We start from the raw sequence: 25105 nt of genomic DNA on the forward strand, positions 1-25105 counted from the left end.
CGCCTGAGCGCAGCCGGGCGGGCACTCACGTGTAGCCGCGGGTGCCGAATTGGAGTTTGTCGCCGGGATGAATGGTGGACATCCCGACCTTGCCGCCGACGAGGGTCTCGACTTGCTCGGGGTAGACGCCGAAGCGAGTGGCGATTGCGCTCGTGGAGTCTCCGCTGACGACGGTATAGGTGATCGTGCCCGCACTATCGGTCGTCGTAGTGCCTTCAGCGCCCTCAACCGGTCCTTGATCACGCGGCGTCGGATATTTCGACAGGTGCGAGGTCGCCGTCGGCGAGGGCGTGCTCGTCGGCGAGGCGAGCGCGCTGCCGTCGGCGCTTGTCGGGGTACCAGCGCACCCGGCGAGCGCAACCGCGAAGGTGACGGCCAGGGCGGCGGTCACACTGAGTCGGCGTGGATCACGGGTCATGATGTCAGTCCTTGAGGTGTTCAGGCATGATCGGACATTGTTTGGAGATGCCGTCGCCGAGCGCGCCTGCTGTACCCTTCAGGACCGGCGCCCACACGGCGGCGCTTCCGCCCTCAACGTGGTTGCTGTCGATGAAGTCCTGCAGGGTGGGCGGCGGATCGACGGTGACGTGGGCGAAAGCTAGACAGGGAATCAGCACCGTCGTTTGGTACAGGTAGAGATATGTGAGTTGCGAGTCGTTGAGCGGGACCGAGTCTTTCGGGTCGAGCGGGAAGCGGGTGTTGCAGATGTAGTTTGCGACCGCGTTTGCTTGTTCCTGGCCTGGTGGCACGTAGCCCGCGACAGCATTGTAGAGGGTGGCGTAGGAGGGGAATCCTTCAGCTGTCATGCACGCCGAGAGCACCGGCGCGGTTTCATTGAGGCGGATGAAGCGTTCGCGGGTCACCGTCGGGACTGTGACTCCGGGGTAGGTCGCCACGAGCTCGGCGCGCAGTGTTGTCTGTGCTTTCTCGGCCAGCGTCTGCCGCTCGGTGTCGCTGAGCACCGTTGGCGTGGGAGCCGGGATCGGAGTGGCCACGGGTACGGATGCGGGTGCTGCGGCGCATCCGCTCAGCACCAGGAGCACGAAGGCGATGACGAGGACCTTCCAGGATGCCCGTACCGGCCGCGGAGCCTGAACTGTCAGTGGTTCTTTCACGAGAGGGGTGCTCCTGTTCAGTGGTAGAGGCGGAAGGTGCCGAGGACGGTGGTGCCGTCACTGGAGTAGAGCGGCAGGGGTTTGCCGTCGGGGTAGCTGGCCCGGAATGTGATCACCCAGTCGTACCAGGACGCCGCGCTCAGCCCGGTGGGCACGGTCAGTTCCGTCATCAGCACGTATCCCTGCACCGGTTGGCCCTGGTCGTCGTCGCCGACGGCGAAGAGCAGGTCGGGCGTGTTCGTCGCACCGTCAGCAGGAGTGCCGAAGGTCTGGCCCCGGTCGTTGTTGGGATAGTCGGCGGGGCCACGATTCACGTAGCTGGAGTCGACCGTGTACTTCCCACCCGGGGTCGCCGTGATCGACAGCACCCGCGGCACCGACGCGTCCAGGAGCGGGAATTCGGCCGTCTGCGCCATGCTCCCCCCGCCGGCACCGTGCTTCATGGTGATCTCGGCGCCGACCACGCCCGGCACCGTGAGCGAGTAGCTGCCCTCGGTCAGGGTGGTGAAGGTAACCCGCAGGTGGGTCGCCGGGAAGTCGGGCACCGTGAGCGCGATCGTGGTCGGCCCGGAGCTCGACTGCCCCGAATTGAGCACACCCGTCGCAACGGCCGTTCCCGCGACCGTTCCGAGGCCCAGCAAGGTGACGAGGACCGCGACCAGTCCGCCGCGGCCGAGCCCGAATCGCTTGCGGGGTCTGCGCCCGATGCGGGTGAGCACCTCGGCTTTCATCTCGGCGACGAACGCGTCGAGCTCTGCGCCGACGGGCGGTTCCTCCGGGTCCGGGTGACGGATGCCGGGTTCACTGGTCATGATTGCCCACCGCCGTCCTGAGTCGGGTTCGCGCTCGCTCGAGCCGTTTGCTGACCGCTCCCACGCTCGCACCCACGAGGGCGGCCGCCTCCGCATAGGAGCGACCTTCAATCAGGCACAGCGCGCAGATCCGGCGATCCAGATCATCGAGCGCCTCGATCTCGGCAAGGACCCACTTCACCCGCCGGGCCGCGAGGGCGTGGTCTTCGTTCGCCGCGACATCCGCCAGCCCCTCGGGGAGCGCCTCGGTGCGGTGGGTCGCCTTCTTGCGGCGCAGGTTCAGGGCGTGGTTGCGGCAGGTGACCAGCAGCCAGGGCAGCGCCGAGGACTCCGCGATCGTCACCGAACCGGCCTTGGCCCACGCCGTCACGAAGGTGTCCTGCACGATCTCCTGAACGTCCATCCGGTCGGAGACGAGTGCCCAGGCGTAGCGGGTCACCGCCCGCGAATGCCGGTCGAACAGCAGCCCGAACGCTCGGCGGTCCCCTGTGACCGACCGGCGCAACAGCACCCCGTCGGACTCCCCCACAGTCTCCATAACCACCCCCTTGACTATTGAATGTCATCCGCGGGCGATTCATGACAAATTGCTCCTGATCGGGGTCAAAATAGCGGATGTCACGCTCCGGCCTGGCTGCCGTGTCGGCGGTTCGTGCGATGCTGCCGCTATGAAGATCGTGCTGATACCCCCGCTGCTGTGTTCGCCACTCGCCTTTGCTCCGGTGATCGACACGGTCTGGCGGCATGGCCAGGTCACCCTGGCGGACACCCGGCACGACGACACGATCGCTGCGATGGCCGAACGGATTCTCCAGGAGAACGTCGGCGAGATGGCTGTGCTCGGCACGAGCATGGGTGGCTATGTCGCCCTCGAAGTGTTCCGGCAGGCGCCGGAGCGGGTCGCCGGGCTCGCTCTCGTGAGCACCTCCGCGCGGGCCGACAGCGAGCAGCAGGTGCAGTCGCGTGAACGGCAATCCGCGCTGGTCGAGAACGGACAGTTCGGTGCTCTCGTCGACGCCGCCTTTGCCGGCGTCGTCGCGGCGGGCCATGAGTCCGACCCGGTTCTCCTGGCCGCCTGGCGGGCCATGACCACGCCGGTCGGCGCGGCGGCCTTCCTCCGCCAGCAACGGGCAGTCATCCAACGAACCGACCTGCGCGCACTTCTGCCGTCGATCGAGTGTCCGACCGCGATCATCCATGGGGCCGCCGACCGCCTCATCCCCATTGACGCCGCCGAAGAAACGGCCGCCGCACTGCCGGCGGCCGCATTCACCGTCGTCGAAGACGCCGGCCATTTCCTCATCCAGGAGCAGCCGGACGCAGCACGCGCCGCCATCGACGACTGGCTCAGTGCTCTCCGGTAGGGTGCGCGCTGAGATACGTCTCGAGGTTCATCGGGGCCAGACCGGTAATCTGCTCGATGCTGTCGCTGACCGGGGCCATGACACCGCTCGCGATCGCGGTGTAGGTGCTGACCCAGGCATCCACCTGCCAGTCGGGGGCCCCGTAGCGGGCGCGGGACCGGTAGGCCTCCTCCACGGTCTCGTCATGAAACGTGACGTTCTGGCCGCGGATACGGCTGATAGTGGCCGCGACCTCGGCCAGGGTGAGCGCCTCCGGGCCGGTGATGTCGTAGGTGCGTGCGGCGTGCGGGGCCGGGTCGACCAGCACCGCCGTTGCGGTGCGGGCGACGTCCGCACGGGCGACGAACGACGCGCGGCCGTTACCGGCCGGACCCCGGATGACGCCGTCCTCGCCGACCAGGGCCTCCATGAAGTCCAGGTAGAGACCGTCGCGCAGGAAGGTCCACTTCATGCCGGAGGCCTTGATGTATTCCTCGGTCGCGTAGTGGTCACGGGCGAGCGTGAAGGTCGCGTCCGGTGCAGCGGCGGCAAATGACGTGTAGACGACGTGCCCGACACCGGCGGCGGCCGCCGCGTCGATGAAGGAACGGTGCTCGTCGACCCGCTTCGCGCTCTCCGACGCGGAGACCATGAACAGCACGTCGACACCGTCAAGTGCGGCACTGGCGGCGGCCCGATCAGAGTAGCTGAACTGGTGCACGGTGCTGTCCGGCAACTGGGGCGCTTTCGCCGGGGTGCGCACCAGCAGGCGCTGGGTGCACCCCCGGTCGGCGAGGTCCCGGGCAACTAGGCCGCCGACGACGCCGGTTGCGCCGGTGGTGGCGAAGAGAAGTTCAGAGGTCATGATTCGATCCTTTCGAGGGTGGCACCTCGGCGTCGGGCGAGGATTGCTGCGTGTGAGCGCTGGCCGGTGGTCTTCCGGACGTGGGATTCGACGACATCGAAGCCGGCCGCCCGCAGGTGGGCACCGAGCCTCTCAACGGGCCACCGGAATGCCGCGGTGACCGCGTGCGCGAATTCATCGACCAGCGGGCCCTCGAAGAACCCGACGAGCAACGTGCCTCCGGGTTTGAGTGCACGGCTGATCTCCAGGAGAGGCGCCTGTATCGTTTCGGGCTCGTGGTGGATGAGGGAGTACCAGGCCAGGACCCCTCCGACGGATCCGGTGTCGGCATCGAGGCAATCGAAACTGCCGAGCGTGAAGTTCACGTCGGGATAGGTGTGCCGGGCATGCGCGATGAATTCGGGCACCACATCGATACCGCGGACAGCGTTGCCGTGCCTGGCGAGGAAGTCCGTCCACTGACCGGGGCCACACCCCGCGTCGATGATCTCGCCGTCGACTTCGTTGGCCCAGGTAGATACCAGGTGCAGATCTGACGGGTGCACGGCCGTCATCGACCCTAAGAGTTCGATGTACTCCGCCGCCCGGCGTGAGTACGCAGTACGGCTGACGTCGTGGACCATGCGATTGAGTTTAGGTGCGCACGAGCTGCTTGCCCGGATGACGATGGACTACCCCGCTCGGCTCATTCCGGGCGATGGCGGCAGCTCCGATCGACACCTGGGTCGCGCATGCGCGGCGCTAGTCAGGGGTCCAGCTCGTGTGCTCATGGGTGATCCAGACGTGTTCAGGATGCAGCGAGCGAATCAGGAGCTGACCTTCGGTCTCCGGGTTCTCCAGTTCGCCGAACCAGACCGCGGTGTCTCCGGCGATGATCGTCGGACGCTCGCCCGTGGCGACTACAACGATCTGTGATCCGCGGGTGTGGCCCGGCGCCGGAAGGAGGCGAATCCCAGGAAGCAGTTCGAGCTCTCCATCGACAGGCACGTACTGCACGCCGGGCGGGTCCACCCATTCTCGGATGGTGTAGTCGTCCTCCGTGCGGGCATCGTCAAGTTCCTGGCGCTGGACGTAGATCGGAGTATCGGGGAAGAGGTGGTTGCCGCCGCAGTGGTCAAAGTGAAGGTGGGTGTTGATGACGATGTCGACGCTCTCGAGGTCGAATGCCTGCTCTCTGAGAGAGTGCGGGCGCGGGTCGAGATCGGCTGCTGCGGGGTGGATGTCTGTGAAACCGGTGTCGACGAGCACTCGCGCATCGGGATGTTCGATGAGGTGCACGTAGACCGGCATTGCGTAGCCTTCCGCGGTCAGGTCACCGACATGGATGGGCGTGATCGTGATCGGGACGTTCATGATGCGTCTCCTTTGCGGGTTGCCAGCAGGATTCCAACGTTCACAGCACACAACGTACCCCGAGGCTACGGTCGGCTCCGGGACTCGGGTAGCAGCGCTCTGACGTGCCCGCACCACGCGTCAGGGAGAGACACCGGCAATCAGGGTCATGACGGCGTCGATGACGCTCGTCATCGATCGTGACTCTTCGTCGATGGCCCATTCGTCGAGAGCGACCTGGAAGACGAGAATGCCGAGCTCCGCGACGACGGTGGCACGGAGGGGCGACTCACCGCGCTCGATGAAGGCGGTGCGAGCGGCGCGAACGAGGTCGTCGCGTTTGCGCGCATCCCGATCGCGGAGGGAATCGTTCGCGTGGATGATTGCGCGTACCGCGGCCGTCTGCTTCCGATACCCCTCGAATTGCTCGGTCGCAACTCGGTGCAGCACGAGCCGGATGACGCCCATGGGCTCCAGCTCTTCAGGAGCCTCGGCGATCAGGTGGGCGGCTCGTTCCGGGATCTCGTCACCGCCGAAGATCACCTCTCGCTTGTCTGCGAAATAGCGAAAGAACGTTCTCGTCGTCAGACCCGCCCGCGCCGTGATCTGGGGAACGGTCGTCGCCGAGTAGCCCTGCTCGGAGAACAGCTCGAGGGCTGCTCCCTGGAGCCGGCCGCGTGCGTCTGGTGCCCATCGCATGACACGAGTCTACGTGATGACACGACGTGTAATGAGTTATCGGATGACACGAAATGTCATCGATTGAAGAGGGGTCCCCCAATGAAGACACCGACGAACGAAGCGCTCTGGCTCCTCGATGTCCGAGGAGGTTTTGAGGTTCGAACGTCCACCCACCCGACACCGGGTCCGGGTCAGGTCGTCGTGCGAGTCCGCGCGGTAGCGGTGAACCCCGTCGACGCGATCACCGGGCCATTTCGTCGCCTCGTTACTCCATGGATGCGGTATCCGACCGTCATCGGCAGCGACGTGGCCGGCGAGATCGCCGCCGTCGGTGAGGGAATGACACGATTCGAGGTGGGAGACCGGGTAGTGGGGTTCGCGGCCGGACAAGAGCGGCTGCGGAACAATTCCGAAGAGGGTGGCTTCCAGCACTACGTCACGGTGCTCGAGAGGGTGTGTGCCGAACTGCCCGACAGTGTGACCTTCGAGCAGGCGGCGGTTCTGCCACTCGGCGTTTCGACCGCGGCCGCGGGGTTGTACGAGAAAGACCAACTCGCCCTGCCGCTCCCGACCTGGTCACCGTCGCCTCGCGGCGAAGTGGTTCTCGTGTGGGGCGCCTCGACAAGCGTCGGCAGCAACGCCGTGCAGCTCGCCCGAGCCAGTGGCTACACGGTGATCGCCACAGCCGGTCGTCAAAACCATGACTTCGTGCGGTCTCTGGGAGCGCAGGCCGTCTTCGATTACCGCGACCACGAGGTGGATCAGCAGATCGTGGAGGCGATAGGGCACCGCCACCTGGCCGGCAGCATTGCGATCGGAGCCGGGGCACTCACCCACGCCCTGCGCATCGCGGGCCGCACTTCCGGCACGAGACGCATAGCGTCCGCCTACCCCGACCCGCTCACACGCGTGCGGTCGTTCCTCGCACGCGCGCGCGGCATCCGCGTGACGAGCATCTGGGGCGGCACCCCCGTGCAGTCCCCGGTCGGGCCGGCCATCTTCCGGGACTTCCTTCCGGTTGCGCTCAGCACCGGACAATTCCGGCCGGCACCCGATCCGAGAGTCTTCGGGATCGGACTGGACCAGGTGCCCGGGGCTCTGGCGGCGCTGCGCGCGGGCGTCTCTGCGACCAAGCTCGTCGTCACCGTCACCCCTGAGGAGATCCACCCTTGAGTATTCGACGGACATTTCTCGTCTTCGGCGCAACCGGGCAGACCGACAAGCATTTCATCTCGCTGGCGCTGAACGACGGACACCACGTCAGGGTTCTCGCCCGAGACCCCGCAAAGCTCGACAGCACCATCCCGAACCTCGAGATCCACCAGGGATCGATCACCGATCCCCCTGACCTCGACCGGCTCGTCGACGGCGCCGACTTCGTGGTGTCGTTGCTGGGCGATGCGCAGCTCCAGAAGACGCAGAAGATCAACACCACCTTCGTGCGCAATCTGGTGCCGGCGATGCGACGCCACGGAGTCAGCCGCTTTCTCTACCAGGCGGGCGGACTCAGCGCTCCTCCGAACCGGAGACTGTCGCCGGCACTGTGGGCGATCAGAAACACGATCGCGCGCGGACACATCGGCCAGCACGAAGACAACGAAGCAGTCATGCGCTATCTGGCAGAGGACGCCATGGACATCGAATGGATGGTGCACCGGGCCGGAATCGGCTCGGACGGTCCGTCGAAAGGTGTCCTGGAGCGGTCCAGCCGCAAGGTGAGTATCGCCACCTTCCGAGACTGCGCAGCCCACAACTACCGGCTCCTCTCGGATCCGACCGCCGTTCACACCTGCGACCTCAGCAGCTACCGAAAATAGATCGGCAGCATGACGTCGGATGCGCTCGTTCGAGTCAGCCGAAATGTCCTGAGAACTTGTACGCGCTGCTCACTCCAACGTCAATCGTGAAGGTGTACTGCGGTAGCCCCGGCGGGAGGGTCATCTGATAGTCGCCCGGTCCTGAGCACTCGCCGCCCATGAACACGCTCGGGTCATCGGCCAGGGTGACCGAGCCCGTACCGGTGGAGCATTCGAAGTGGGCGAAGAACACCACGTGCGCAGCATCGGGAGACGGGTTCGGCACGATGATCGACCTCGGGCCGGTTCCAGACTCCGAGACCCGCGTGGCGATCCCGGGAACGTGAGTGGCGCCCGCTGAGCTGGCGATCTCAGGCGGATCGGTGACCGCGCCGCTCGGCGACGTCAGTGCACACCCGGTGAGGGAACCGCTGAACAGGAGCGCGGCGACGAGGATCAGGGCGCGGTTTCTTCTGAAGCTCATGGAGTCGTCACTTTCATCAGCGCTGTCGTTGTGGGTAGGTCGGGTGATTCGGCCAGGCGAACCCTGAGCTGGGCTTTCGCCCGCTGGTCGTCCAGTCATGGCCCTGCAGAAAGGCGCGTGCGTCGGCGACGTGGGCATCCGTGTTCTCGTCTCCGGTTGCGGAGTCCGGTTCCACCCGCATCACGATGACACACCCGGTCAGACCGGTACCGTCCGAAATGGGGAACGCCCGATCCACCACAATGTCTGGTGTCCACGGGGCCCACTCGATAATTCCCGGAAGCGCGGAAGCTCCGGTGCCAGCGAGCAATACAACGCCGAGACCGATACCCCCAATGACGAAACGACGATGGCGCCGCCGCCGAGCTGCGTGGTCAAGCGCAGCGACCGCCCGCACCAGACGCTGGAGGGACGGCGCTACTCGAGATACTTCGGCCTCTGAGAATGGATCCGCCTGCTCCAAGGCCGCACTGAGATCGACGTCGTCCACCTCTCCCCTCCCCCGAGCTCGGCACCCGAATTCTGTCTTCATTTACTACATGTCTGTCGGAAGGCAATTCTTAACTCGGGACGATGAAGGTTCTTCCCCCAGACACCGCCGTGCACCCAGGCGTGACGTTGGCTACGGCCGTGGTCGCTTCAGCTCCTGACGCTCCTTGACGATCACGTAGACGAGGTAGACGAGGTAGCCGAGCGACAAGGCAATAAACGCAGCTCCCACAAAGAAGGAGTTTGCGAACACGATCCACATGATGCCGACCACCGCGAAGGCGACAATCACAAAGACAGGGCCAGACCCATTTTCCCTTGTACCCATGTGAATGCACATCCCCATCAGGCTCTTATTGGATCCGGGTGACGCCACCGTCGATGGCGAAGCGACTTCTGCTGGCAAGACCCTAGCCCCGATTACGTGGACGCGGGAACGACCGTCCACACTCACGGGCGACGACATCCTGTCGAACACGCACCCACATCTCGCTCGGCTATTCCTGGGTTGAAATGTCGGTCTGGATCTCAGAAGGGATTCCTGATGCTGACAAGCGGGTGCGCGCGTGGGAGGCTGTCTCGCATGGGGACTGTCAGCGAAAGAGAAACAACCTTCTGCAATCCCGGAGCGGTCGCCGTGACGATGGTACTCGGGGTAGTCCTCGGCCTGATCTCGTCGGTGGTTCTGGCCGTCGGAGCACATGCGCTCCATATCATCGCCAACCCCGGCGTAGCTTCGTCCAGCCTCGTACTCGAACTCATCTTCGCGACGGTCGGTGGCTTATTGTTCAGCCTGGCCGCCCTCGTTGGTGCCGCTGTGGCACTGGGCCTGACCGACCATCGTTTGCGGTATTCCCGCTTCGTCCAAGGAGGCATCGCCGGCATCGGTGCGGGCCTCGCGGGGCTCGGGATGTTCGCCTTCATTGGCCAAACGGCGACTCTTTATCCTGTTGGAGTGGCTGGCCTCCTCGCATTCGTCATGGTTTCCGCCTTCGGGTTGATGTCCGCCCGATCCAACACGCACACCTCAACGACTCCACCGCCTCGACGGTTGCGCGTGAAGGGCATCACCCTCTAGCTGGCGAGCCGGGTGGGAGAGGGCGACGGGACCATCGTCACGATCCAGCCCGTCGCCGAAGGTCGCCCGAACGTGCTCACGGGTTCTTGCCCTCGATTGAGCTTTTCCGGTAACTGGTCGTTGTGCTCCCGAGGAGACGCCGCGTTTCGCCCGCGAGATGGGCTTGGTCGGAGTACCCGACCCCGGCTGCGACCTGTGCGATCGGGAGTTCCGGCTGCTCTCGAATGCTCTGGAACGCAACTTGCGCTCGGCGCCGACGGATCATGCCGCCCAGCGAAACACCCACATATTCCCGGGCGACCCGCTGCGCAGTGCGAAGGGACAGTCCAGCAGCGGACGCCACGTCACTCACCGTGTTCAGATCGTCTCTCGCATCGACTGTCGCAACGAGGCGATTCGCACTCCGCCCGGCCTCGCCGATTTCCGGGATCTGATTGTGCAACCACGTTGATACAACTGATCGAACGTTCCCGAACCGGACCGAGAAGATGTCCTCCTCCGCGCAGGCCGAGGCTACGGCGGCGACCAGATCGTCAGCGCTGACGGGAACAGCCTGGTTACGGAAGTCGGCCGGCGACCGGACGAGTGCGAACGCTGCAGCGGGTTGCAGCATGGCAGCCATAACCCACCCCGTGCCACGCAGCTCCCTGCGGGACGCTTGTGTCGTCGGCCCGGTAACCGACGCTCCATCCGGCCCGATGACGAGATTGCAGGTACTGAACGGGACAACCACCTGCTCACTCATCGAGTCGCCCGCGAACGACCACTCGGAACCCCAAAACCACCGAACGAGATCCGCGTCCATCTCCGCCGGCTGTACTCGCAGGAACTCAGGTAAGCGGTTCGGGAACAGCACCCCCCGGTCAAAAAGCTGCGCAGTCACACGCCCATTCTGGCGCGAATCTCCAAGCGAGAAACCGCTTTCGCCCGCGAAGCTGAGTTCATGAGCGAACTCACCGACACCCGCGCCGCAGATGGCACCCACACCACCAATGGAACCCCTCACGGGTTCAGTTCGATCACACCCTTCATCGTCGTAGCTAACCCGGCCAGCGCAGCACGCTTCTACCAAGTCGTCCTCTCCGCTGAGCTCCTCGCCGTCTCGGAAGCGGACGGTGAGGTCGTCCATGTGGAACTCGCCCTTCCCCACGGACACCTGCAGCTTGGGTCGGCCGGCCCGTCGTTCCACCTGGTGCCCGCGCCCGTCGGCGACGACGTGTGCTATTCCTTTGGTTTCTACTGCCCCGACGTCGACACGGTCCTGGCCGTAGCGCTTGAAAATGGCGCCACCCTCCGCGAGCCGCTGACGACGTTCGTATCCGGAGACCGGTATGCAAGCATCCGTGACCCTTTCGGTGTGCGCTGGTCCCTCATGACGAGGGTTGAAGACCTGTCATCGGCTGAGAGTGCTGGCCGGGTGAAGGCCTGGGTGACGGCGAATAGCTGAACCCTCGAGATTGCCAGCCAGCGATCGTTTTGCGGGTCAGAACAGCATGGCTGCGTTATTTGCGACGAGTTCGACTCTCGAAACCAAGGCTTCGAATCACCACGGTGTGGCGATTCTCCTCGCATCTCGCTCTTATGCGGCGACCGCCTCCGTTTCAGACTGGTCGGATTTTCTTTCTTTTGAGCCCCTGGTGACGACCACGGCGAGGACGGCGACGAGTCCGGTGGCAATCGCAGTATTGATGGTCCAGAGCAACGACTCGTCGCCGCTTGAAAAGGCCAGAAGCATCGCTAAGTTCACCAACCAGTGGAAAAACGTGGCAATCAGAACTCGTACGGCAAAAGATTTCCCCACGGTCAAAACGGCCAAGGTCACCGACAGGCCTATCGCCGCGACGACGAAAGCAAGGTACACAATCACTCCCGCCGCGAGCAAGACGTAGAAATGGCCGAGGCCGAACAGTGCACCGGTGATGATGCCGGACCAGACCAAGGAAAACCGGTTCTCGAGAAGAGGTTGGACCACACCTCGCCACCCGACCTCCTCACCGGCCACCCCAAGCAGTTGCAGCACAAGAACCAGTCCGAGCGAGACAGGGAGGGTTGACACGTCGAGCGGCGACCACGGGCTACCTTCCGCCACGTTAAGCACGATCAAGACAGCGAGAGTCACGGCGGCGAAGACCACGGCAAGGATGGCCACTCGCATGACGCTTCGACCGGTCAAATGCGGAAAATTCAGGCTCTCCCGCCAGAAAAGCCATACGACCGCGGCCCCGACTGCTGTCGCAAAAGTTGGCAGGCGTAGTACCTCAGGGTCCGGCCCGACAGCCGCTTGCAGCAAAGAAAGGAGCGGGGACGCTACCGTCGCGACCGCGAGGAAAGTGGCGAGCATTGCAACCATGCGCTTGTTCGTCATGCACTTCATCTCTGATGAGAGGTGAGAACGAGACCGTTCCGGTCCGCCCTTTATGCCGGCCCAGGTGCGGGCAGTGGTGCGGTGTTGCTGACATAGCTTGTAGCGATTCCACTATGCCGCACGCCGCGAGTGGCCGGTTGGCTAACGCGTCGAATCCGATGGAGATTCAGGCCGATTCCTGCTGGCTGAACCCTAGAAATCGTCAGACGGCTCCCCGACAGCCCTGGCCGTTCGAAGGGAGGAAGATTGATGTCGTGAAGATTCTCTCGATTCAGTCGGCCGTCGCTTATGGCCACGTTGGCAACTCCGCAGCTGTGTTCCCCCTCCAGCGCATCGGGGTCGAAGTGCTGCCGGTCAACACGGTGAACTTCTCCAACCACACGGGATACGGCGCGTGGCGCGGATCCCTCATCGCACCCGACGATGTGCACGATGTCATCCTCGGTATCGAAGAACGTGGTGTGCTCTCCCAGATCGACGTCGTGCTCTCGGGATACCAGGGCGGCACCGGGATCGGCGACGTCATCGTGGATGCCGTGCAGCGGGTGAAGGCAGCGAACCCCTCGGCCATCTACGCGTGTGACCCCGTGATGGGTAACGCAAAGTCCGGGTGCTTCGTGGCGCCCGAGATCCCCCACCTGCTTCGGGATCGCGTCGTCCCCGTGGCCGACATCATCACTCCGAACCAGTTCGAGCTGGGATTCCTCACCGGAACCGAGCCCTCGACGCTGGACTCCACACTCGCATCCGTCGACATTGCCCGGGCGATGGGACCGGGCACCGTGCTCGTGACCAGCGTGGAACGCCCCGACCGCGAACCCGGCACCATCGAGATGCTCGCAGTGGATGCTGCCGGCGCGTGGATCGTGCAGACTCCCCATCTGCCTTTCAAAGCGAACGGATCGGGCGACGTAACCGCGGCGCTCTTCTCGGCGCACTACCGCGCGACGGGTGACGCTGCGGTGGCGTTGGAACGGACCGTGTCCAGCGTCTTCGATCTCCTCGAGCTGACCTACCAATCAGGTGAGCGAGAGCTACAGCTCGTACAGGCGCAAGAGTTCTATGCGCACCCGCGCATGCAGTTCACCGCCCGGCGCGTGCGATAACCGCTGGAGGCCCCGAGCTACGGACTGGGTTGCTGATATGTTCTGCTCATGAAGAGTCTGTGGGGGGCTGGCTTTCTAGCCATGTCTGTAGTCGTCCTGATATCTGGGTGCACGACGTCGGAGGGGCAGACCGTCCAGAAAGATCCGGTGCAGACTGCACCTTCTTCGTCTGCACCTACTTCGTCTGCAGCTCCTGCGTCTTCGGAACCGCTCGCCTGCGGTGATTTGGCCGACCTGGCACAGGTCGATCAAGCGTTGCAATCGCCGACTCGCCCGGCGTCATTCCCGCAGGTGTGGCTTGCAAAACGTGGGTACTCCGAGCTGACTACCTACGCTGTCGACGCCGCGGGCGGCATCACGTGCGCCTGGGTGCCCGAGGACGACAGGCCTGATTCGCCGTGGCTTCAGGTCGCAGTTCTTCCTCATGCCCCTGCAGCCATCTCGCCGTTCCTCTATGGCGATGGCCCCACTGACGAAACGCGAACGATCGGTGGGCGAGTTGTCACCGCCGGCTGCGGGACTCCCGGCTGCGGAGTGATTGCGATCGTCAATGGCACGTGGATCGATATTCGGCTCAACATCCCTGGTCTCGGTACGACCGGTACCCCGCTCGGATCAATCGACACAATTTTCGCCAATGCCTCACCGGCAATGAGCGCCGTCTTCGCCGCGATCGACAACGCGACGCCGGGACAGCTGGCGTGGCCGACAACATCGACGTTCACACAGGACAAGCAGGCCTCGCTGACTACCGGTACCGAAGTATGCGAATCGTTTCTTCCTGCGGCACGGCTCGGCGCCGTCATCGGAGACCCAACCGTTCAGTGGAAAGCATGGGAAGAGCCTGCCGTGCTTGCGGGCATCAGTGACTTGGCTTCAACGCGGGCCGGCATTGTCAAATGCACGGCAATGGGAATGAAGTCTGTGGAGATGGACCTGGCCCCCGGCAACGCCTGGATGGCGGGTGACATCGGCACGAACCCCCGAGAGAGCGTCACCTTCGAGAAGACCCTCCTCCCCGGCCAGATCGACACCGAGGGCACTTTCTCCGACTGCGCCGACCGGACAAACCGCCCATGCACCGCTGTCTTCTCAATCGGATCGACCACGGTCGAAGTCTCCGGCGCGGACCGCTCACTCGCCGTCGCCGAAGCGATCACAGCGCGCGCCCGCTAGTGAGGACGGTCAGCGACTGTCCTGTTCTATGTGCCAGTCGCTGTGCTTCTGATGTCCCGGCGCGGCCACACCGGGTGAGAGTCCCGCGCGGCTGATCGGTCCTGAGCAAGCGCCCCCCCATGGACACGATCGATGCCCCGATTGGGGAATGGTCGATGCGCTGTGGTGTCACAAGAATAGAACTCACCATGACTTCCCTTCCTCCGGACTACCAGACGCTCCAATACTCACCTGCGGCGAACGCGTCGGGCCGCCGCTTTTGGGGGATCGGGTTCCTCTGGTTCGTTCCGTTCTTGGGCGCGGTGCTTGCTCCGATTCTGCTCGGTGTGTTCGCGGCTCAGAACCGCCGCCGCCCGGACGCTCTGGTGCGGGAGAATTCACGGTGGGCAGCGAACTGGGCCATTACCGTGACGCTTGTCGCAGCAATCGGGGCGGCCCTCGTGGTCTCCAACGGGATTGTCGGGCTCGTTCTCACGGGAGATATACGCACCAGCGGGGGGATGTCGCCGCTGCTTCTCGTAGCGGATCTACTGATCTGGGCGGCTTGGATAGCGCACCTCATCGTGTCCATTGTCGGGGTGGCATCAGCAGATACCCTTGTTGTAAACCCAAAGATCGCGATCCCGTTTATCCCGGCGGCAAGATAGTTGAAGCCTGTCGCAGCACCCGTCGCCGACGCTGTGGTTCGGAGCTGGAGTCAGAGAGCAGCCTGGATGGCACGAATGTTCTCACCAAGGATTCCCGAGGCGAGTAGGCCCGCGCCCAGCGGTCCTGAAGTGTCGGTGCCGAGGAGCGGCAACAGTCGAAGCGCGGACCGGACAGGCTCGGTCATGTGCTCGAGCTGCCACGCGATCTCATTCGAGCCACCGTCGTCCGGCGCCGCCAGCGCGGCCGCTTTCGCGGAGTATCCCGCCGCGCCGAGAGCATGCGCTCCCATGTGTGCAACGGCCGCAGCCTGCCCAGCGGCCCACGCCGCTGCCTTGGCCGCGGGCGAGCTCACGGAGTGCGATGCCCGACTCGCGACGAAGCGGCGACGAATCTCACCGGCAACATCCAGCTCACCGAGAGCGAACGCTCGAGCTCGCGCGATGGCGTCCCGAGAACGTTCGTCGTCAGGCGCCTCCGCTTCGAACAGAGGTAAGACTCTCTCGGCGCAGTCCGCGGCCCACGCCGCGACCTCCCGACGATCATGTTCGCTCAGGGACTGCGGAGAAGCCATATGAACACCTTGGCACACGCCCGCGGAGAGCTCGCCGGGGGCGCCCGACAAGGGATCGGCTTGCGTGAGCTTGCTGCTGCGTTCCCCACCATTGTCTCGTTTCAGTCTGAGATCTCATTCCTCACGCTTCGCGAGCGGGATGATTGCGCGCGCTCAGTCATCGATGTACAACGAAAAGAAATCCGGGCTGCGATGTCGATCCGGGGCAATCCCGTTTGACGCAAGAGTAGGAGGATCACGATGAAGTTCATGCTGATCATGCGCGACACCCAGGAGGCCGTCGAGGCCAGCCAGGAGGTCGACTTCGAAGAGATCATCAACGCCATGGGCGCCTACAACGAGGTCCTAACCAAGGCCGGCGTGCTCGCCGGCGTCGAAGGCCTCGCCCCGGCGGACGAGGGATTCGTCGTCGATTTCGCCGGCGAGAAGCCGATCGTGACGGACGGACCCTACGGCGAGACGCACGAGTTGTTCAACGGGTTCTGGATCCTCGAAGTGTCGAGCAAGGAGGAAGCCATCGAGTGGGCCAGCCGCGCTCCGCTCGGGCCGGGCTCCAAAATCGAGGTCCGCCGCATCCCGAGCCAGGAGGAGGCCTTCGCCGACTACGCCGACAACGAGTACGTCAAGAAGGCGGTGGAGCTCAGGACCGACGCGCTCTGAGCCGGTCCTCCCCCGGTGAAGCATGACCGACATCCCTCGGACGGTCGGCGCCGTCTGGCGCATCCAAAGCGCGCATCGTCGCAAGGCTCGATTGCAACTTTTTAGTTGCAGTTCGCTTCTTCTTGTGCAACCCTGAAGTTGCAGCAACAACCAAAGACTCATCAACCGAAGGGATGAAGAATCATGAGCACGAAAATCAACGAGTTGTCCGTCGTCAATGCGGACGAGTTCACCGTCTCACGAACCATCACGATCGCGGCCCCCATCGAGAAGGTCTGGGCCGCCGTCACCGAGCCGCAGCACATCGCCCGCTGGTTTCCCGAGCACGCCACCCTGGCGCCCCTCGCGGTCGGCACGACCGGCGTCTTCGGCTGGTCCGACCACGGCGATTTCCCGGTCCGCATCGAGGAGCTCGACCCGCCCCGAATGATCGCCTACCGCTGGGCGAACAGCAACGCCACCGCATCCACCCTCGAGTCGGGCGAGACCACCGTCTTCCGCTTCACCCTGGAACCAGTGGATGCCGGCACGCAACTCACGGTCGTCGAATCCGGTTTCGACGCCCTCCGCGACCCCGCCGCGAGCATGGACAGCAACCGCGGCGGCTGGAACTTCGAACTGGACGAGCTGGTCGCCTACCTCGAAGGTTCCGAGTGACCGCATCCACCCTCGTTCCGGTGTTCGCCGCGCTGGGCGATGACACGCGCTGGAGCATCCTGGCAGCCCTCGGCAGGGCGGATGCCTCAGCATCCGCCCTCGCCGAGGTCCTGCCGGTCTCCCGCCAGGCGATCGCCAAGCACCTGGCGGTGCTGCAGGACGTCGGACTCGTCGAGCCGGTGCGGGTGGGCCGCGAAGTCCGGTACCGGGTACTGGGCAGCCAGCTCACCGAGACCGCCCGGCGGCTCGACCTCATCGGGGCGCAGTGGGACCGCCGGCTGGCCACGATCAAGCAGATCGCGGAAGGCCTGGAAATCGAGTGAGGGCGGTTACCCGCTTCGATACCGGAGGTCCTCCCCCGTCAAATCACGCCAGGCCCGAACCGGGGAGCTCCACCGTCTCGTCGGTCTCCCCGGATAAACGCCTCACGCAGGTGCGCAGCCATCGGTGCGCTGGGTCGACGTCGAGTCTCGGATGCCAGAGCATCGAGACGGTGACTTCTGGCGTGGGTATCGGGAGGGGGAACGTCCACAGTTCGTTGCGCAGGTTCCTGGTCTGTCGTTCAGGCACGGTGGCGATCAGATCTGACGCCCGGGCCAGAGCGAGCGCGGCCGCGAAACCGCCGACCACGACGACGATCTCCCGTTCCAGCCCAGCGAGCGTGAGCGCCTGGTCGACGAGTCCTCTTTCGAGACCCCGTCGTGAGACGCGGATATGACCACCGGATGCGTATCGCTTCGGGGTGATCGTGGTGTGCGTCAAGGGGTGCCCCATCCGGACTACGCCGACAAAACGGTCCCGGAACACCGGCTCAGAGTGAATCTCCCTGATGTTCTCGCCGGCCACGCCGATTTCGAGGTCCACAGTGCCGTCGCGCAGGGATGCGGCATCAGTGTTGGTCTTCTGCAAAAAGCGCAGCCGCACGCCTGGTGCCTGCTCCAGGACGCTGCTGATCAGATCCGGTCCGAAGCTCTCGACGAAGCCATCGCTGGTCCGCAATGTGAATGTCCTGGATAGTGCACCAAGGTCGACGGTGTCGGCCGGACTGAGTAACGCCTCGGCATCCTGAACGAGCTGGCTGACGCGCTCGACGAGTTCAAGCGCGTGCGGCGTGCGCACCAGACCGCGTCCAGCCCTGACCAACAGAGGGTCACCCGTGGTCTCACGCAACCGGGCAAGCGCCCGGCTCATCGCAGAGGGGCTCAGCCGCAGCCGTTCGGCCGCGCGGGTGACGTTGCCCTCCTGAAGCAGCACGTCCAGGGTAACCAGAAGATTCAAGTCAGGTCTTGCCACTGGACCAGTGTCTCATGACGCGTCGGACTATGGCGTCTGGTGCACTGATTATGTAACAATGATGCGCCTTCCGCCATCCCAAAGACGCCTTTACTCTGAGGAAGTCCGCTCCGAGACCGCAGGGAAGCACGGTTCACACATGACACCAACGAACGTCAATCAAGACACACCACCAGCCACGAAGCCGGGCAGAGCGACCGGGTTCCGGGGAGCTCTCCTCACTCTCTCCCTGTCGATGTTGCTGCCTGCGCTGAGCACGAGCATCGTCAACGTCGCCCTGCCGAGCATGGCGGAGGGATTCTCTGCCTCCTTTCAACAAGTCCAGTGGATTGTTCTGGCCTACCTTCTCGCAATCTCGTCCCTGATCGTCGGCGTCGGGCGACTCGGCGACATCGCCGGACGCCGGCGACTGCTGTTGGTCGGAATCGCTACCTTCACCGCGGCCACGTTCCTCTCCGGCGTTGCCCCGACCCTGTGGCTCCTGATTGCTGCCCGCGCGGCTCAAGGCATCGGCGCGGCCAGCATGATGGCGCTCAGTATGGCGTTCGTTGCCGAGACGGTGCCCCAGCCACGGATCGGACGGGCCATGGGGTTGCTCGGAACGATGTCCGCGATCGGGACCGCCCTCGGGCCGTCGCTCGGCGGCCTCCTGATCGCAGGCTTCGGCTGGCGGGCGATCTTCCTCGTCACAGCACCGCTGGGCCTCCTGACCTTTGTACTCGCTCGACGGTACCTGCCTGCCGACGGGCCGACGCGGAGGGCCGGGCGACTCGGGTTCGACTACGTGGGGACGTTGCTCCTCGCCCTCACGCTCGGCTCCTACTCGCTGGCTGTGACCCTCGAGCATGGCCTTTTCGGATCCCTGAGTACGGCCCTGCTGGTGGCCGCACTAGTGGGATTGGGCCTGTTCCTGCTTGCGGAGAGGCGAGTGTCGTCACCGCTGATTCAATTGAATAATTTCCGTGACCCCGCACTCAGCGCCGGCCTTGCAATGAGCGTTCTCGTCTCGACGGTCATGATGACGACGCTGGTGGTCGGCCCGTTCCATCTCGCTCGTGTCCTCGGAATCCAGCCCGCCCTGATCGGACTCGTGATGTCGGCCGGTCCCGTCGTCGCAGCGCTCACCGGCGTGCCGGGCGGCCGCCTGGTCGATCGTCTGGGAGCCCAGCGCGTTCTCGTCATCGGACTGATCGGCACGGTCATCGGGACGATTTCGATGTCGTTGGTCCCGATCTCGTTCGGAATCGCGGGATATGTCCTCTCGCTTGTGGTCATCACGGCCGGCTACGCACTGTTTCAGACGGCCAACAACACCACCGTCATGACCGGCATCCTCGCCGAACAGCGCGGCGTGACCTCGGGGATGCTCAACCTGTCGCGCAATCTGGGGCTCCTCACCGGTGCGTCCGTGATGGGCGCCATCTTCGCCTTCGCGTCAGGCGCGGCCGACATCACCACCGCAGATCCCGGTGCCGTCGCCACCGGCACCCGGTGGGCTTTCACGATGGCGGCAGCCCTCGTCATGGTCGCGCTTGGCCTCGCAATCGGAAGCAAACGGTCGGCCAGAATGCGGCCCCGGTACCCCATCGAGAGTTGACACGAACCCTCCCAGCGATTCTTGTCGGTGGGGCGGATGCCTCGGTGTCCGCCCTCGCCGAGGTCCTCCCGGTCTCGCGCCAGGCGATCGCGAAGCACCTGGCACTGCTGCAGGACGTCGGACTAGTGGAGCGATGCTACGTGCCCACTCGCATCCGTCACTGGCCGAGTTGAGCGAGGAGTTGTAGGGCGTCGGCGTCGGGGGTGCCTGGCTGGGCCTGGTACGTGAGGACGCGCAGGTTGGATTCGGCCGGCCGGAGGACGTCGAAGTCGAGGGTCAGACGGCCGACCAAGGGGTGGGCGAACAGGTGTTGGCCATAGCTGAGGTCGTGCACGGGGTGCTCGGCCCAGATTCTGGCGAACGCGTCGCTGCGTTGTGCGAGCTCACCGATCACTCCGCTGAGTCTTTTGTCGTCGGGGCACGTGCTCGACGAGTACCGGAGGAACCCAACGACTTCCCGCGCCATGGTCTCGGAATCCTCGAACAGCTCGGGGCCGGCGCATCCGAGGAAGAAGCGCTGGGCGAAATTAGGACGGATGTCGTCGCGCTCGGCCGCGTCGAAGGGAAGGTCGTGGGCGAGCAGCAGGTGACCGAGCCTGTTCCAGGCGTAGATGTCGTTGGCGTGATCGAAGACGATCGCAGGCCCGGGAAGGGCTGCGATGAGCCGCAAGATGCTCGGGCGCGGCCGTTCGGCTGGGACACCGATCGCACGTGCGTATGAGGGGCGCGCGAGGCGTCGGAGGTGGAGGGCTTCGTCGGGATCGAGCCGCATAGCGCGGATGAGGGCTTCGATCACCTGATCAGATGCTCGCTCTGCATCCGCCGCCTGCTCGAGCCGGGTGTAATAGGCGACGCTCACGCCGACCAGCTGAGCGATCTCTTCTCGCCGCAATCCGGGAACACGCCGCGCCCCATAGGCATTCACCCCGACCGCTTCCGGAGTCAGTGCGGCTCGGCGGCTGCGAAGGAAGTCCCCGAATTCAGTTGACATCATTCCAGTATGCGCGGTGCAGCGAACGGTCGGGACAATCAACCTGACCCTGTTGGTGGTACGCACACCAGGGGTCTGGCTGGTCATCACCGGCAATGACAGGCTAGGGCAAATGCACTCACGTATGACCCGACATCAACTCGTCGCACTCCTGATCCTCCTTTCCTCACAGTTCCTGCTCTCGGTGGACTTTTCGATTCTGAACGTCGCACTTCCGGAAATAGGGTCGGCATTGGGGTTTGCGTCCGCCGATGTGCAGTGGGTCGCGACGACGTTCGCGCTGTGCGCGGCGGGCTTCACGTTGTTGCTCGGGCGGCTGGGCGATTGGGTCGGACGTCGCCGGATGTTCGTCATCGGTATGGCAGTCCTCGCTGGAGCATCGCTCGTGGGCGGCTTCGCCGGCTCTCCGGTGGTTCTGCTCATAGCGCGGGCGCTGCAGGGCTTGGCAACGGCGGCCGCGATGCCCGCCGCGCTCGCGCTGATCACCTCCATCTTCGCGGAGGGGCCGCTCCGACGCCGGGCACTCGGGCTGAGCAGCGTCCTCGCCTCGCTCGGATTCACGGCTGGCGCGGTGTTCGGCGGGATCTTGACGAACTACCTGTCCTGGCGGGCAGCGTTCCTCGTCAACGTCCCGATCGCCGCCGCGGTCGTCGTACTGGCGCTCCTCATCATCCGCGAACCAGCCAGAGAGAAGCAGGCCCGACTTGACGTGCGCGGTGCGGCGCTCATCACCACGGCGCTGATCACCCTGGTCTTCGCGATGTCCCGCTTCGGTGAGCACGGCGTCACGGACCCGAACGGCCTGATCTGTCTCGCCGCCAGCATTGTCCTGATCGTCTTCTTCATCCGCACCGAGCGACGCCACAGCGCCCCGCTGGTGCCCCTGAAGCTCCTGACACGTCCGAATATCCTCGCCGGTCACCTCATCGGCTTCGCATCGCTCTCGATGGAGACCGGCCTTGTGTTCCTGTCCACGATGTACTTCCAGCACGTGCTGGAACTCGACCCGCTCATCACCGGTCTGATCATCGGCTTGACCGGCGTCGGCGCTGTCGTCGGCGGCGTCATCGGACCCCGCGTCGTCGGACGGCTGGGTATCCGCGGGGCGATGCTCCTCGGCCTCGGAATCCAGGCACTGGCCACCGGCGCACTCGTCGCCGTGAACGAGCACCCCGGATCGATCGCCCTCTACTCCGTGGTCGGCTTCATAGCCGCGATCGGTCACATGGTCGCTATCGTCACCTTCCTGGTCGCCGCGACATCCGGTGTCGAACCGGGACAACAGGGCCTCGCGACCGGCTTGGTCACCATGACTCAGCAGGTCGGCATGACCCTCGGCACCCCGATCGTGTCGGCGATCGCGACCGCTGCCGGCGGCCTCACCAGCCTCCTCGCCCTGCGCATTGGAATCGGCATCGATGCCCTCATCGTCGCCGCATTCATCGTGGTGGTCGTCATCGTCCTCCGACGAGTCGGCACTCGGCGCGCGCCAGGGTCACCGCTCGACGCACACCCCGACGCCCACTCCGAAGCAGAACAGGCGACAACCCGCTCGTGATCCTCCACAAGCACACCCATCCCACGGTTGTCCTGCTCAAGGAACGCTCCTCTATCCTCATCGACCCCGGGACATTCACACCTGCTGCGCCTCGGCTCGTCGGCGAGACATCCGCCGTCCTGATCACACACGACCACCCCGACCACTTCGACGTCGACCTGCTCTCCGCGGCACTCGAGTCCCAGCGAGAGCTCCGGATCTGGGCGCCGGCAGACGTCGTGGCGCAGCTCCACAACGACGACGGCCGGGTTACGGTCGTCGCACCCGGGGACCGTATTGATATCGATGGATTCCGGGTGGATGTCGTCGGAGGAACCCACGCGGTGATCCATCCGGACATGCCCGAGACCGGCAACGTTGGCTACGTCATCGACGACGACGTCTATCACCCGGGCGACTCGTACCACGTGCCCGGGCTCCCCGTGAAGACGCTTCTGGTCCCCACGTCGGGACCCTGGGCAAAGCTCGACGCCGCGGTCGATTTCATCCGCGCTGTGCAACCCGACCGGGCGATACAGATTCACGACATGATGCTGACCGCCGCCGGGAGACAATTCTTCTCACAGTTTGTCGATCCGTTGACCAGCATCGAGCTGCTCATCCTGGAGGACGGGGACGCGGTACAGCTTTGATCACCGCACGGCTTATCAGCGACCAGGTGGCGTGCCCCTCGCGCTGCAATAGCGGGCCAACGGCGTAGACAGCGACCGCTGGGCGAACAGCAAGGCCAGCGCATCCACCCTCGTTCGGGTGTTCGCCGCCCTCGGCGATGACACGCGCTGGAGCATCCTGGCAGCCCTCGGTGGGGCGGATGCCTCAGCATCCGCCCTCGCCGAGGTCCTGCCGGTCTCCCGCCAAGCGATCGCCAAACACCTGGCGGTGCTGCAGGACGTCGGACTCGTCGAGCCAGTGCGGGTGGGGCGCGAAGTGCGGTACCGGGTGCTGGGCAGCCAGCTCACCGAGACCGCCCGGCGGCTCGACCTGATCGGGGCGCAGTGGGACCGCCGGCTGGCCACGATCAAGCAGATCGCGGAGGACCTGGAGCGGGAGTGACCTACTCGATCACGGGCCGAGGAGAAAGATCCTCGATGGGATCGATTTATCGGGCAACGAGAACGTGGAAGGGCGGCCGGTCTGCCGTCAAGAGGATGCGTGCGAGCGACTGTCCTGGTCTAGAACGCCCGGAGGTCCAGCATCGATTCCGCGACGGCGAGAACCGACCAGGTGCCGCCCTCGGAATCCGTGAACGCGAACGCGGGAACCACCAGGACGCTCCCATCCGGCTGCCACTGGGTGGTGAGACCCAGGCGTGCGCTGACGATCTCGACCTTGTTCACCGGCCAGGAGACCGCGGTGCCGGCGACTGGTGGTGCGGGCGGCTCCGTCGGTGCCACCCACTCCTCGGTCGTCGACGCCTGATCGCGGAGGGCGATCGGCAAGGTCGTCGCCACTGCACTGAACCGCGGGTCTGAGAGTCGTTCGAAGCCCTCCTGCGCGCTGACCACCGGGTACGTCCCCAAAGCGACGATGTCGGCGAGGGCACCGTTGGCGTTGACGACACCGCCTTCGGCCATGTCCACGGACCAGCCCTGGTCGAGTTGCTGCCCGTCGATGACCGGCCTTGCCGCAGCGGTGCGTGTGGGAGAGCCCTCCGACACCTGAGAGCTGAATTCGAACGTGGCGGGATCCTGGCCGGCGGCGACGAGGAGCGCACGAAGCGCTCCGATCGCAGCGTCTTCGCTCGGCGGATGACCGGTCGGCTCGCAGGCGCTGTCACCCTCGCACTTCCACGGGTTTATCTGCGGGTTCTGGAAGTAAAAGGACAGCATGCCGTCGAGACTCACGGACAGGCTCGGGGCGCCGCCGTCCTGCGGGCCGGCGATCCAGCTGCCGTCCCGCAGCTCGACCGGTGACCCGATGCCGAGCGCCGCGGCGAGCGCGGCGACCGTGTCTGAGCTGGATGCCGAACGCGGGTCGTAGGCGTAGGCCTGAGCTGTGCCCGCCTGAGTGCCGAGACCGGACGCGCTGAAGGCGTTCCGGCCGGATCCGTACGGGTACGTCGAGGACGACATCTTCTGGTCGGCAGCGGCGCCAGAGCCCACGGATGGCTCCATTCCGCCGTGGGCGACGCTCTCGGGGCGGCCATTGGATTGGAGAGTGATGGGCGGAGCAGCGCCGTCGGCGAGGCTCTTCGGCCCGCCGGTGGTCGCTCCGATCCCGTATCCCGCGGCACCGACGATCGCGATCGACGCCGCGACCGCGACGAACGGGAGCCAGCGCGGCCGACGGCGTGCTCGTGCTGTGTCCAGGTCGGCCACGGGTACCGATCCGGCCATCGGTTCAGCCTCAGGGCCGGTCATCCGCGCGACGACCTCGTCGGCGAACCCGGGACGTGCTTCGATATCCCCCGCCGGGTCGGCGGCACGCAGCCGGGCGAGCGGGTCGTGTTGTGTGTCGTCGTCGTTCATGTCACTCAGCCTCCGGGCTT

General features: G+C 65.0%; 31 protein-coding genes. 16 read left to right on the top strand and 15 right to left on the bottom strand.

Annotation, left to right across the window (positions count from 1 at the left end):
• Nucleotides 1-25 precede the first annotated feature (25 nt).
• From MQH31_RS13820 to MQH31_RS13835, 4 genes are read right to left on the bottom strand one after another with little or no spacing between them, the layout of a single operon-like run.
• Nucleotides 26-418, bottom strand: coding sequence for a LysM peptidoglycan-binding domain-containing protein (locus MQH31_RS13820; protein WP_243012511.1), 393 nt, complete (start codon nt 416-418; stop codon nt 26-28).
• Nucleotides 419-422: 4 nt separating this feature from the next.
• Nucleotides 423-1115, bottom strand: coding sequence for a hypothetical protein (locus tag MQH31_RS13825; RefSeq protein ID WP_243012512.1), 693 nt, complete (start codon nt 1113-1115; stop codon nt 423-425).
• A 17-nt stretch (nt 1116-1132) separates the two neighbouring features.
• Entirely contained in the window at nt 1133-1927 is a 795-nt protein-coding gene (locus MQH31_RS13830) for a hypothetical protein (RefSeq protein WP_243012513.1), read from the bottom strand.
• Nucleotides 1917-2465 (bottom strand): RNA polymerase sigma factor, encoded by a 549-nt coding sequence (locus tag MQH31_RS13835; protein WP_243012514.1) that lies wholly within the window; start codon nt 2463-2465, stop codon nt 1917-1919. The genes MQH31_RS13830 and MQH31_RS13835 overlap by 11 nt, the downstream gene beginning before the upstream one ends.
• 130 nt (nt 2466-2595) lie before the next feature.
• On the opposite strand from MQH31_RS13835, the gene MQH31_RS13840 reads away from it, so the two are divergent.
• Nucleotides 2596-3291 carry an alpha/beta fold hydrolase gene (locus MQH31_RS13840; RefSeq protein WP_243012515.1) on the top strand — a complete coding sequence of 232 codons (696 nt, stop codon included), beginning with the start codon at nt 2596-2598 and terminating at the stop codon, nt 3289-3291.
• On the opposite strand, the gene MQH31_RS13845 is transcribed toward MQH31_RS13840, so the two are convergent.
• The 4 genes from MQH31_RS13845 to MQH31_RS13860 form a co-directional block, all read right to left on the bottom strand.
• Entirely contained in the window at nt 3275-4135 is an 861-nt protein-coding gene (locus tag MQH31_RS13845; protein ID WP_243012516.1) for an SDR family oxidoreductase, read from the bottom strand. The genes MQH31_RS13840 and MQH31_RS13845 overlap by 17 nt on opposite strands.
• Nucleotides 4132-4758 carry a class I SAM-dependent methyltransferase gene (locus MQH31_RS13850; RefSeq protein ID WP_243012517.1) on the bottom strand — a complete coding sequence of 209 codons (627 nt, stop codon included), beginning with the start codon at nt 4756-4758 and terminating at the stop codon, nt 4132-4134. The genes MQH31_RS13845 and MQH31_RS13850 overlap by 4 nt, the downstream gene beginning before the upstream one ends.
• 118 nt (nt 4759-4876) lie before the next feature.
• The gene (locus tag MQH31_RS13855; RefSeq protein WP_243012518.1) at nt 4877-5488 is read right to left on the bottom strand and encodes an MBL fold metallo-hydrolase; all 612 of its coding nucleotides are present in this window, start codon (nt 5486-5488) and stop codon (nt 4877-4879) included.
• A gap of 120 nt (nt 5489-5608) precedes the next feature.
• Complete coding sequence (locus MQH31_RS13860) at nt 5609-6166, bottom strand: TetR family transcriptional regulator (RefSeq protein ID WP_134536140.1); 558 nt, start codon at nt 6164-6166, stop codon at nt 5609-5611.
• 81 nt (nt 6167-6247) lie between these two features.
• Between MQH31_RS13860 and MQH31_RS13865 the strand changes: the two genes are divergently transcribed.
• Nucleotides 6248-7321 (top strand): zinc-binding alcohol dehydrogenase family protein, encoded by a 1074-nt coding sequence (locus tag MQH31_RS13865; RefSeq protein WP_243012519.1) that lies wholly within the window; start codon nt 6248-6250, stop codon nt 7319-7321.
• A complete protein-coding gene (locus MQH31_RS13870; RefSeq protein WP_243012520.1) occupies nt 7318-7965 on the top strand; it encodes an NAD(P)-dependent oxidoreductase in 648 nt (215 codons plus the stop codon). Before MQH31_RS13865 ends, MQH31_RS13870 begins: the two co-directional genes overlap by 4 nt.
• 34 nt (nt 7966-7999) lie before the next feature.
• Here the strand turns inward: MQH31_RS13870 and MQH31_RS13875 are convergent, their stop codons facing one another.
• Nucleotides 8000-8428, bottom strand: a complete 429-nt coding sequence (locus MQH31_RS13875) for a hypothetical protein (protein WP_243012521.1) — start codon at nt 8426-8428, stop codon at nt 8000-8002.
• 1072 nt (nt 8429-9500) lie between these two features.
• Between MQH31_RS13875 and MQH31_RS13880 the strand changes: the two genes are divergently transcribed.
• Nucleotides 9501-9995, top strand: a complete 495-nt coding sequence (locus MQH31_RS13880; RefSeq protein WP_243012522.1) for a hypothetical protein — start codon at nt 9501-9503, stop codon at nt 9993-9995.
• A gap of 76 nt (nt 9996-10071) precedes the next feature.
• On the opposite strand, the gene MQH31_RS13885 is transcribed toward MQH31_RS13880, so the two are convergent.
• Nucleotides 10072-10878, bottom strand: coding sequence for a helix-turn-helix domain-containing protein (locus MQH31_RS13885; RefSeq protein WP_243012523.1), 807 nt, complete (start codon nt 10876-10878; stop codon nt 10072-10074).
• 60 nt (nt 10879-10938) lie between these two features.
• On the opposite strand from MQH31_RS13885, the gene MQH31_RS13890 reads away from it, so the two are divergent.
• Entirely contained in the window at nt 10939-11442 is a 504-nt protein-coding gene (locus tag MQH31_RS13890) for a VOC family protein (protein WP_243012524.1), read from the top strand.
• Nucleotides 11443-11574: 132 nt separating this feature from the next.
• Here MQH31_RS13890 and MQH31_RS13895 read toward each other — a convergent pair whose 3' ends face one another.
• Nucleotides 11575-12360 (bottom strand): CPBP family intramembrane glutamic endopeptidase, encoded by a 786-nt coding sequence (locus MQH31_RS13895; RefSeq protein WP_243012525.1) that lies wholly within the window; start codon nt 12358-12360, stop codon nt 11575-11577.
• Between the two features lie 254 nt (nt 12361-12614).
• On the opposite strand from MQH31_RS13895, the gene pdxY reads away from it, so the two are divergent.
• From pdxY to MQH31_RS13910, 3 genes are all read left to right on the top strand, one after another.
• Nucleotides 12615-13466, top strand: coding sequence for a pyridoxal kinase PdxY (gene pdxY / locus MQH31_RS13900; protein ID WP_243012526.1), 852 nt, complete (start codon nt 12615-12617; stop codon nt 13464-13466).
• Between the two features lie 48 nt (nt 13467-13514).
• Entirely contained in the window at nt 13515-14642 is a 1128-nt protein-coding gene (locus tag MQH31_RS13905; protein WP_243012527.1) for a hypothetical protein, read from the top strand.
• Nucleotides 14643-14761: 119 nt separating this feature from the next.
• A complete protein-coding gene (locus MQH31_RS13910; RefSeq protein WP_243012528.1) occupies nt 14762-15289 on the top strand; it encodes a magnetosome magnetite crystal formation protein family in 528 nt (175 codons plus the stop codon).
• A 50-nt stretch (nt 15290-15339) separates the two neighbouring features.
• Here MQH31_RS13910 and MQH31_RS13915 read toward each other — a convergent pair whose 3' ends face one another.
• The gene (locus tag MQH31_RS13915; protein WP_243012529.1) at nt 15340-15861 is read right to left on the bottom strand and encodes a putative immunity protein; all 522 of its coding nucleotides are present in this window, start codon (nt 15859-15861) and stop codon (nt 15340-15342) included.
• Between the two features lie 240 nt (nt 15862-16101).
• Between MQH31_RS13915 and MQH31_RS13920 the strand changes: the two genes are divergently transcribed.
• The 3 genes from MQH31_RS13920 (at nt 16102) to MQH31_RS13930 (ending at nt 17501) form a co-directional block, all read left to right on the top strand.
• Nucleotides 16102-16521 carry a YciI family protein gene (locus MQH31_RS13920; RefSeq protein ID WP_243012530.1) on the top strand — a complete coding sequence of 140 codons (420 nt, stop codon included), beginning with the start codon at nt 16102-16104 and terminating at the stop codon, nt 16519-16521.
• Nucleotides 16522-16704: 183 nt separating this feature from the next.
• On the top strand, nt 16705-17178 hold the full coding sequence (locus MQH31_RS13925) for an SRPBCC family protein (protein ID WP_134536105.1): 474 nt from the start codon (nt 16705-16707) through the stop codon (nt 17176-17178).
• Nucleotides 17175-17501 carry an ArsR/SmtB family transcription factor gene (locus MQH31_RS13930; RefSeq protein ID WP_243012531.1) on the top strand — a complete coding sequence of 109 codons (327 nt, stop codon included), beginning with the start codon at nt 17175-17177 and terminating at the stop codon, nt 17499-17501. The genes MQH31_RS13925 and MQH31_RS13930 overlap by 4 nt, the downstream gene beginning before the upstream one ends.
• Before the next feature lie 43 nt (nt 17502-17544).
• On the opposite strand, the gene MQH31_RS13935 is transcribed toward MQH31_RS13930, so the two are convergent.
• Complete coding sequence (locus tag MQH31_RS13935) at nt 17545-18471, bottom strand: LysR family transcriptional regulator (protein WP_243012532.1); 927 nt, start codon at nt 18469-18471, stop codon at nt 17545-17547.
• Between the two features lie 139 nt (nt 18472-18610).
• Here MQH31_RS13935 and MQH31_RS13940 point away from each other — a divergent pair, with 139 nt between their 5' ends.
• A complete protein-coding gene (locus MQH31_RS13940) occupies nt 18611-20068 on the top strand; it encodes an MFS transporter (RefSeq protein ID WP_243012533.1) in 1458 nt (485 codons plus the stop codon).
• Nucleotides 20065-20241 carry a helix-turn-helix domain-containing protein gene (locus MQH31_RS13945; RefSeq protein ID WP_243012534.1) on the top strand — a complete coding sequence of 59 codons (177 nt, stop codon included), beginning with the start codon at nt 20065-20067 and terminating at the stop codon, nt 20239-20241. Before MQH31_RS13940 ends, MQH31_RS13945 begins: the two co-directional genes overlap by 4 nt.
• Here MQH31_RS13945 and MQH31_RS13950 read toward each other — a convergent pair.
• Nucleotides 20226-21059, bottom strand: coding sequence for a helix-turn-helix transcriptional regulator (locus MQH31_RS13950; RefSeq protein ID WP_243012535.1), 834 nt, complete (start codon nt 21057-21059; stop codon nt 20226-20228). The two genes, MQH31_RS13945 and MQH31_RS13950, sit on opposite strands and share 16 nt — an antisense overlap.
• Nucleotides 21060-21183: 124 nt before the next feature.
• On the opposite strand from MQH31_RS13950, the gene MQH31_RS13955 reads away from it, so the two are divergent.
• The 3 genes from MQH31_RS13955 (at nt 21184) to MQH31_RS13965 (ending at nt 23670) form a co-directional block, all read left to right on the top strand.
• On the top strand, nt 21184-22617 hold the full coding sequence (locus MQH31_RS13955) for an MFS transporter (RefSeq protein WP_243012536.1): 1434 nt from the start codon (nt 21184-21186) through the stop codon (nt 22615-22617).
• A complete protein-coding gene (locus tag MQH31_RS13960; protein ID WP_243012537.1) occupies nt 22614-23249 on the top strand; it encodes an MBL fold metallo-hydrolase in 636 nt (211 codons plus the stop codon). Before MQH31_RS13955 ends, MQH31_RS13960 begins: the two co-directional genes overlap by 4 nt.
• 118 nt (nt 23250-23367) lie before the next feature.
• Nucleotides 23368-23670 (top strand): ArsR/SmtB family transcription factor, encoded by a 303-nt coding sequence (locus MQH31_RS13965; protein ID WP_243012538.1) that lies wholly within the window; start codon nt 23368-23370, stop codon nt 23668-23670.
• Between the two features lie 119 nt (nt 23671-23789).
• Here the strand turns inward: MQH31_RS13965 and MQH31_RS13970 are convergent, their stop codons facing one another.
• Complete coding sequence (locus MQH31_RS13970; protein ID WP_243012539.1) at nt 23790-25085, bottom strand: hypothetical protein; 1296 nt, start codon at nt 25083-25085, stop codon at nt 23790-23792.
• Nucleotides 25086-25105 lie beyond the last annotated feature (20 nt).

It is taken from the genome of Cryobacterium zhongshanensis (assembly GCF_022760445.1).
Taxonomy (GTDB): domain Bacteria; phylum Actinomycetota; class Actinomycetes; order Actinomycetales; family Microbacteriaceae; genus Cryobacterium; species Cryobacterium algoricola.

What these genes read in the sequence shown, in the direction of transcription:
- MQH31_RS13940 (WP_243012533.1), top strand. Translation starts at nt 18,611, where the DNA reads ATGACACCAACGAACGTCAATCAAGACACACCACCAGCCACGAAGCCG.
- MQH31_RS13875 (WP_243012521.1), bottom strand. Translation starts at nt 8,428, where the DNA reads ATGAGCTTCAGAAGAAACCGCGCCCTGATCCTCGTCGCCGCGCTCCTG.
- MQH31_RS13890 (WP_243012524.1), top strand. Translation starts at nt 10,939, where the DNA reads ATGAGCGAACTCACCGACACCCGCGCCGCAGATGGCACCCACACCACC.
- MQH31_RS13845 (WP_243012516.1), bottom strand. Translation starts at nt 4,135, where the DNA reads ATGACCTCTGAACTTCTCTTCGCCACCACCGGCGCAACCGGCGTCGTC.
- MQH31_RS13840 (WP_243012515.1), top strand. Translation starts at nt 2,596, where the DNA reads ATGAAGATCGTGCTGATACCCCCGCTGCTGTGTTCGCCACTCGCCTTT.
- MQH31_RS13920 (WP_243012530.1), top strand. Translation starts at nt 16,102, where the DNA reads ATGAAGTTCATGCTGATCATGCGCGACACCCAGGAGGCCGTCGAGGCC.
- MQH31_RS13865 (WP_243012519.1), top strand. Translation starts at nt 6,248, where the DNA reads ATGAAGACACCGACGAACGAAGCGCTCTGGCTCCTCGATGTCCGAGGA.
- MQH31_RS13820 (WP_243012511.1), bottom strand. Translation starts at nt 418, where the DNA reads ATGACCCGTGATCCACGCCGACTCAGTGTGACCGCCGCCCTGGCCGTC.
- MQH31_RS13970 (WP_243012539.1), bottom strand. Translation starts at nt 25,085, where the DNA reads ATGAACGACGACGACACACAACACGACCCGCTCGCCCGGCTGCGTGCC.
- MQH31_RS13910 (WP_243012528.1), top strand. Translation starts at nt 14,762, where the DNA reads ATGGACACGATCGATGCCCCGATTGGGGAATGGTCGATGCGCTGTGGT.
- MQH31_RS13905 (WP_243012527.1), top strand. Translation starts at nt 13,515, where the DNA reads ATGAAGAGTCTGTGGGGGGCTGGCTTTCTAGCCATGTCTGTAGTCGTC.
- MQH31_RS13895 (WP_243012525.1), bottom strand. Translation starts at nt 12,360, where the DNA reads ATGACGAACAAGCGCATGGTTGCAATGCTCGCCACTTTCCTCGCGGTC.
- MQH31_RS13955 (WP_243012536.1), top strand. Translation starts at nt 21,184, where the DNA reads ATGACCCGACATCAACTCGTCGCACTCCTGATCCTCCTTTCCTCACAG.
- MQH31_RS13915 (WP_243012529.1), bottom strand. Translation starts at nt 15,861, where the DNA reads ATGGCTTCTCCGCAGTCCCTGAGCGAACATGATCGTCGGGAGGTCGCG.
- MQH31_RS13860 (WP_134536140.1), bottom strand. Translation starts at nt 6,166, where the DNA reads ATGCGATGGGCACCAGACGCACGCGGCCGGCTCCAGGGAGCAGCCCTC.
- MQH31_RS13950 (WP_243012535.1), bottom strand. Translation starts at nt 21,059, where the DNA reads ATGTCAACTGAATTCGGGGACTTCCTTCGCAGCCGCCGAGCCGCACTG.
- MQH31_RS13880 (WP_243012522.1), top strand. Translation starts at nt 9,501, where the DNA reads ATGGGGACTGTCAGCGAAAGAGAAACAACCTTCTGCAATCCCGGAGCG.
- MQH31_RS13835 (WP_243012514.1), bottom strand. Translation starts at nt 2,465, where the DNA reads ATGGAGACTGTGGGGGAGTCCGACGGGGTGCTGTTGCGCCGGTCGGTC.
- MQH31_RS13850 (WP_243012517.1), bottom strand. Translation starts at nt 4,758, where the DNA reads ATGGTCCACGACGTCAGCCGTACTGCGTACTCACGCCGGGCGGCGGAG.
- MQH31_RS13925 (WP_134536105.1), top strand. Translation starts at nt 16,705, where the DNA reads ATGAGCACGAAAATCAACGAGTTGTCCGTCGTCAATGCGGACGAGTTC.
- MQH31_RS13830 (WP_243012513.1), bottom strand. Translation starts at nt 1,927, where the DNA reads ATGACCAGTGAACCCGGCATCCGTCACCCGGACCCGGAGGAACCGCCC.
- MQH31_RS13855 (WP_243012518.1), bottom strand. Translation starts at nt 5,488, where the DNA reads ATGAACGTCCCGATCACGATCACGCCCATCCATGTCGGTGACCTGACC.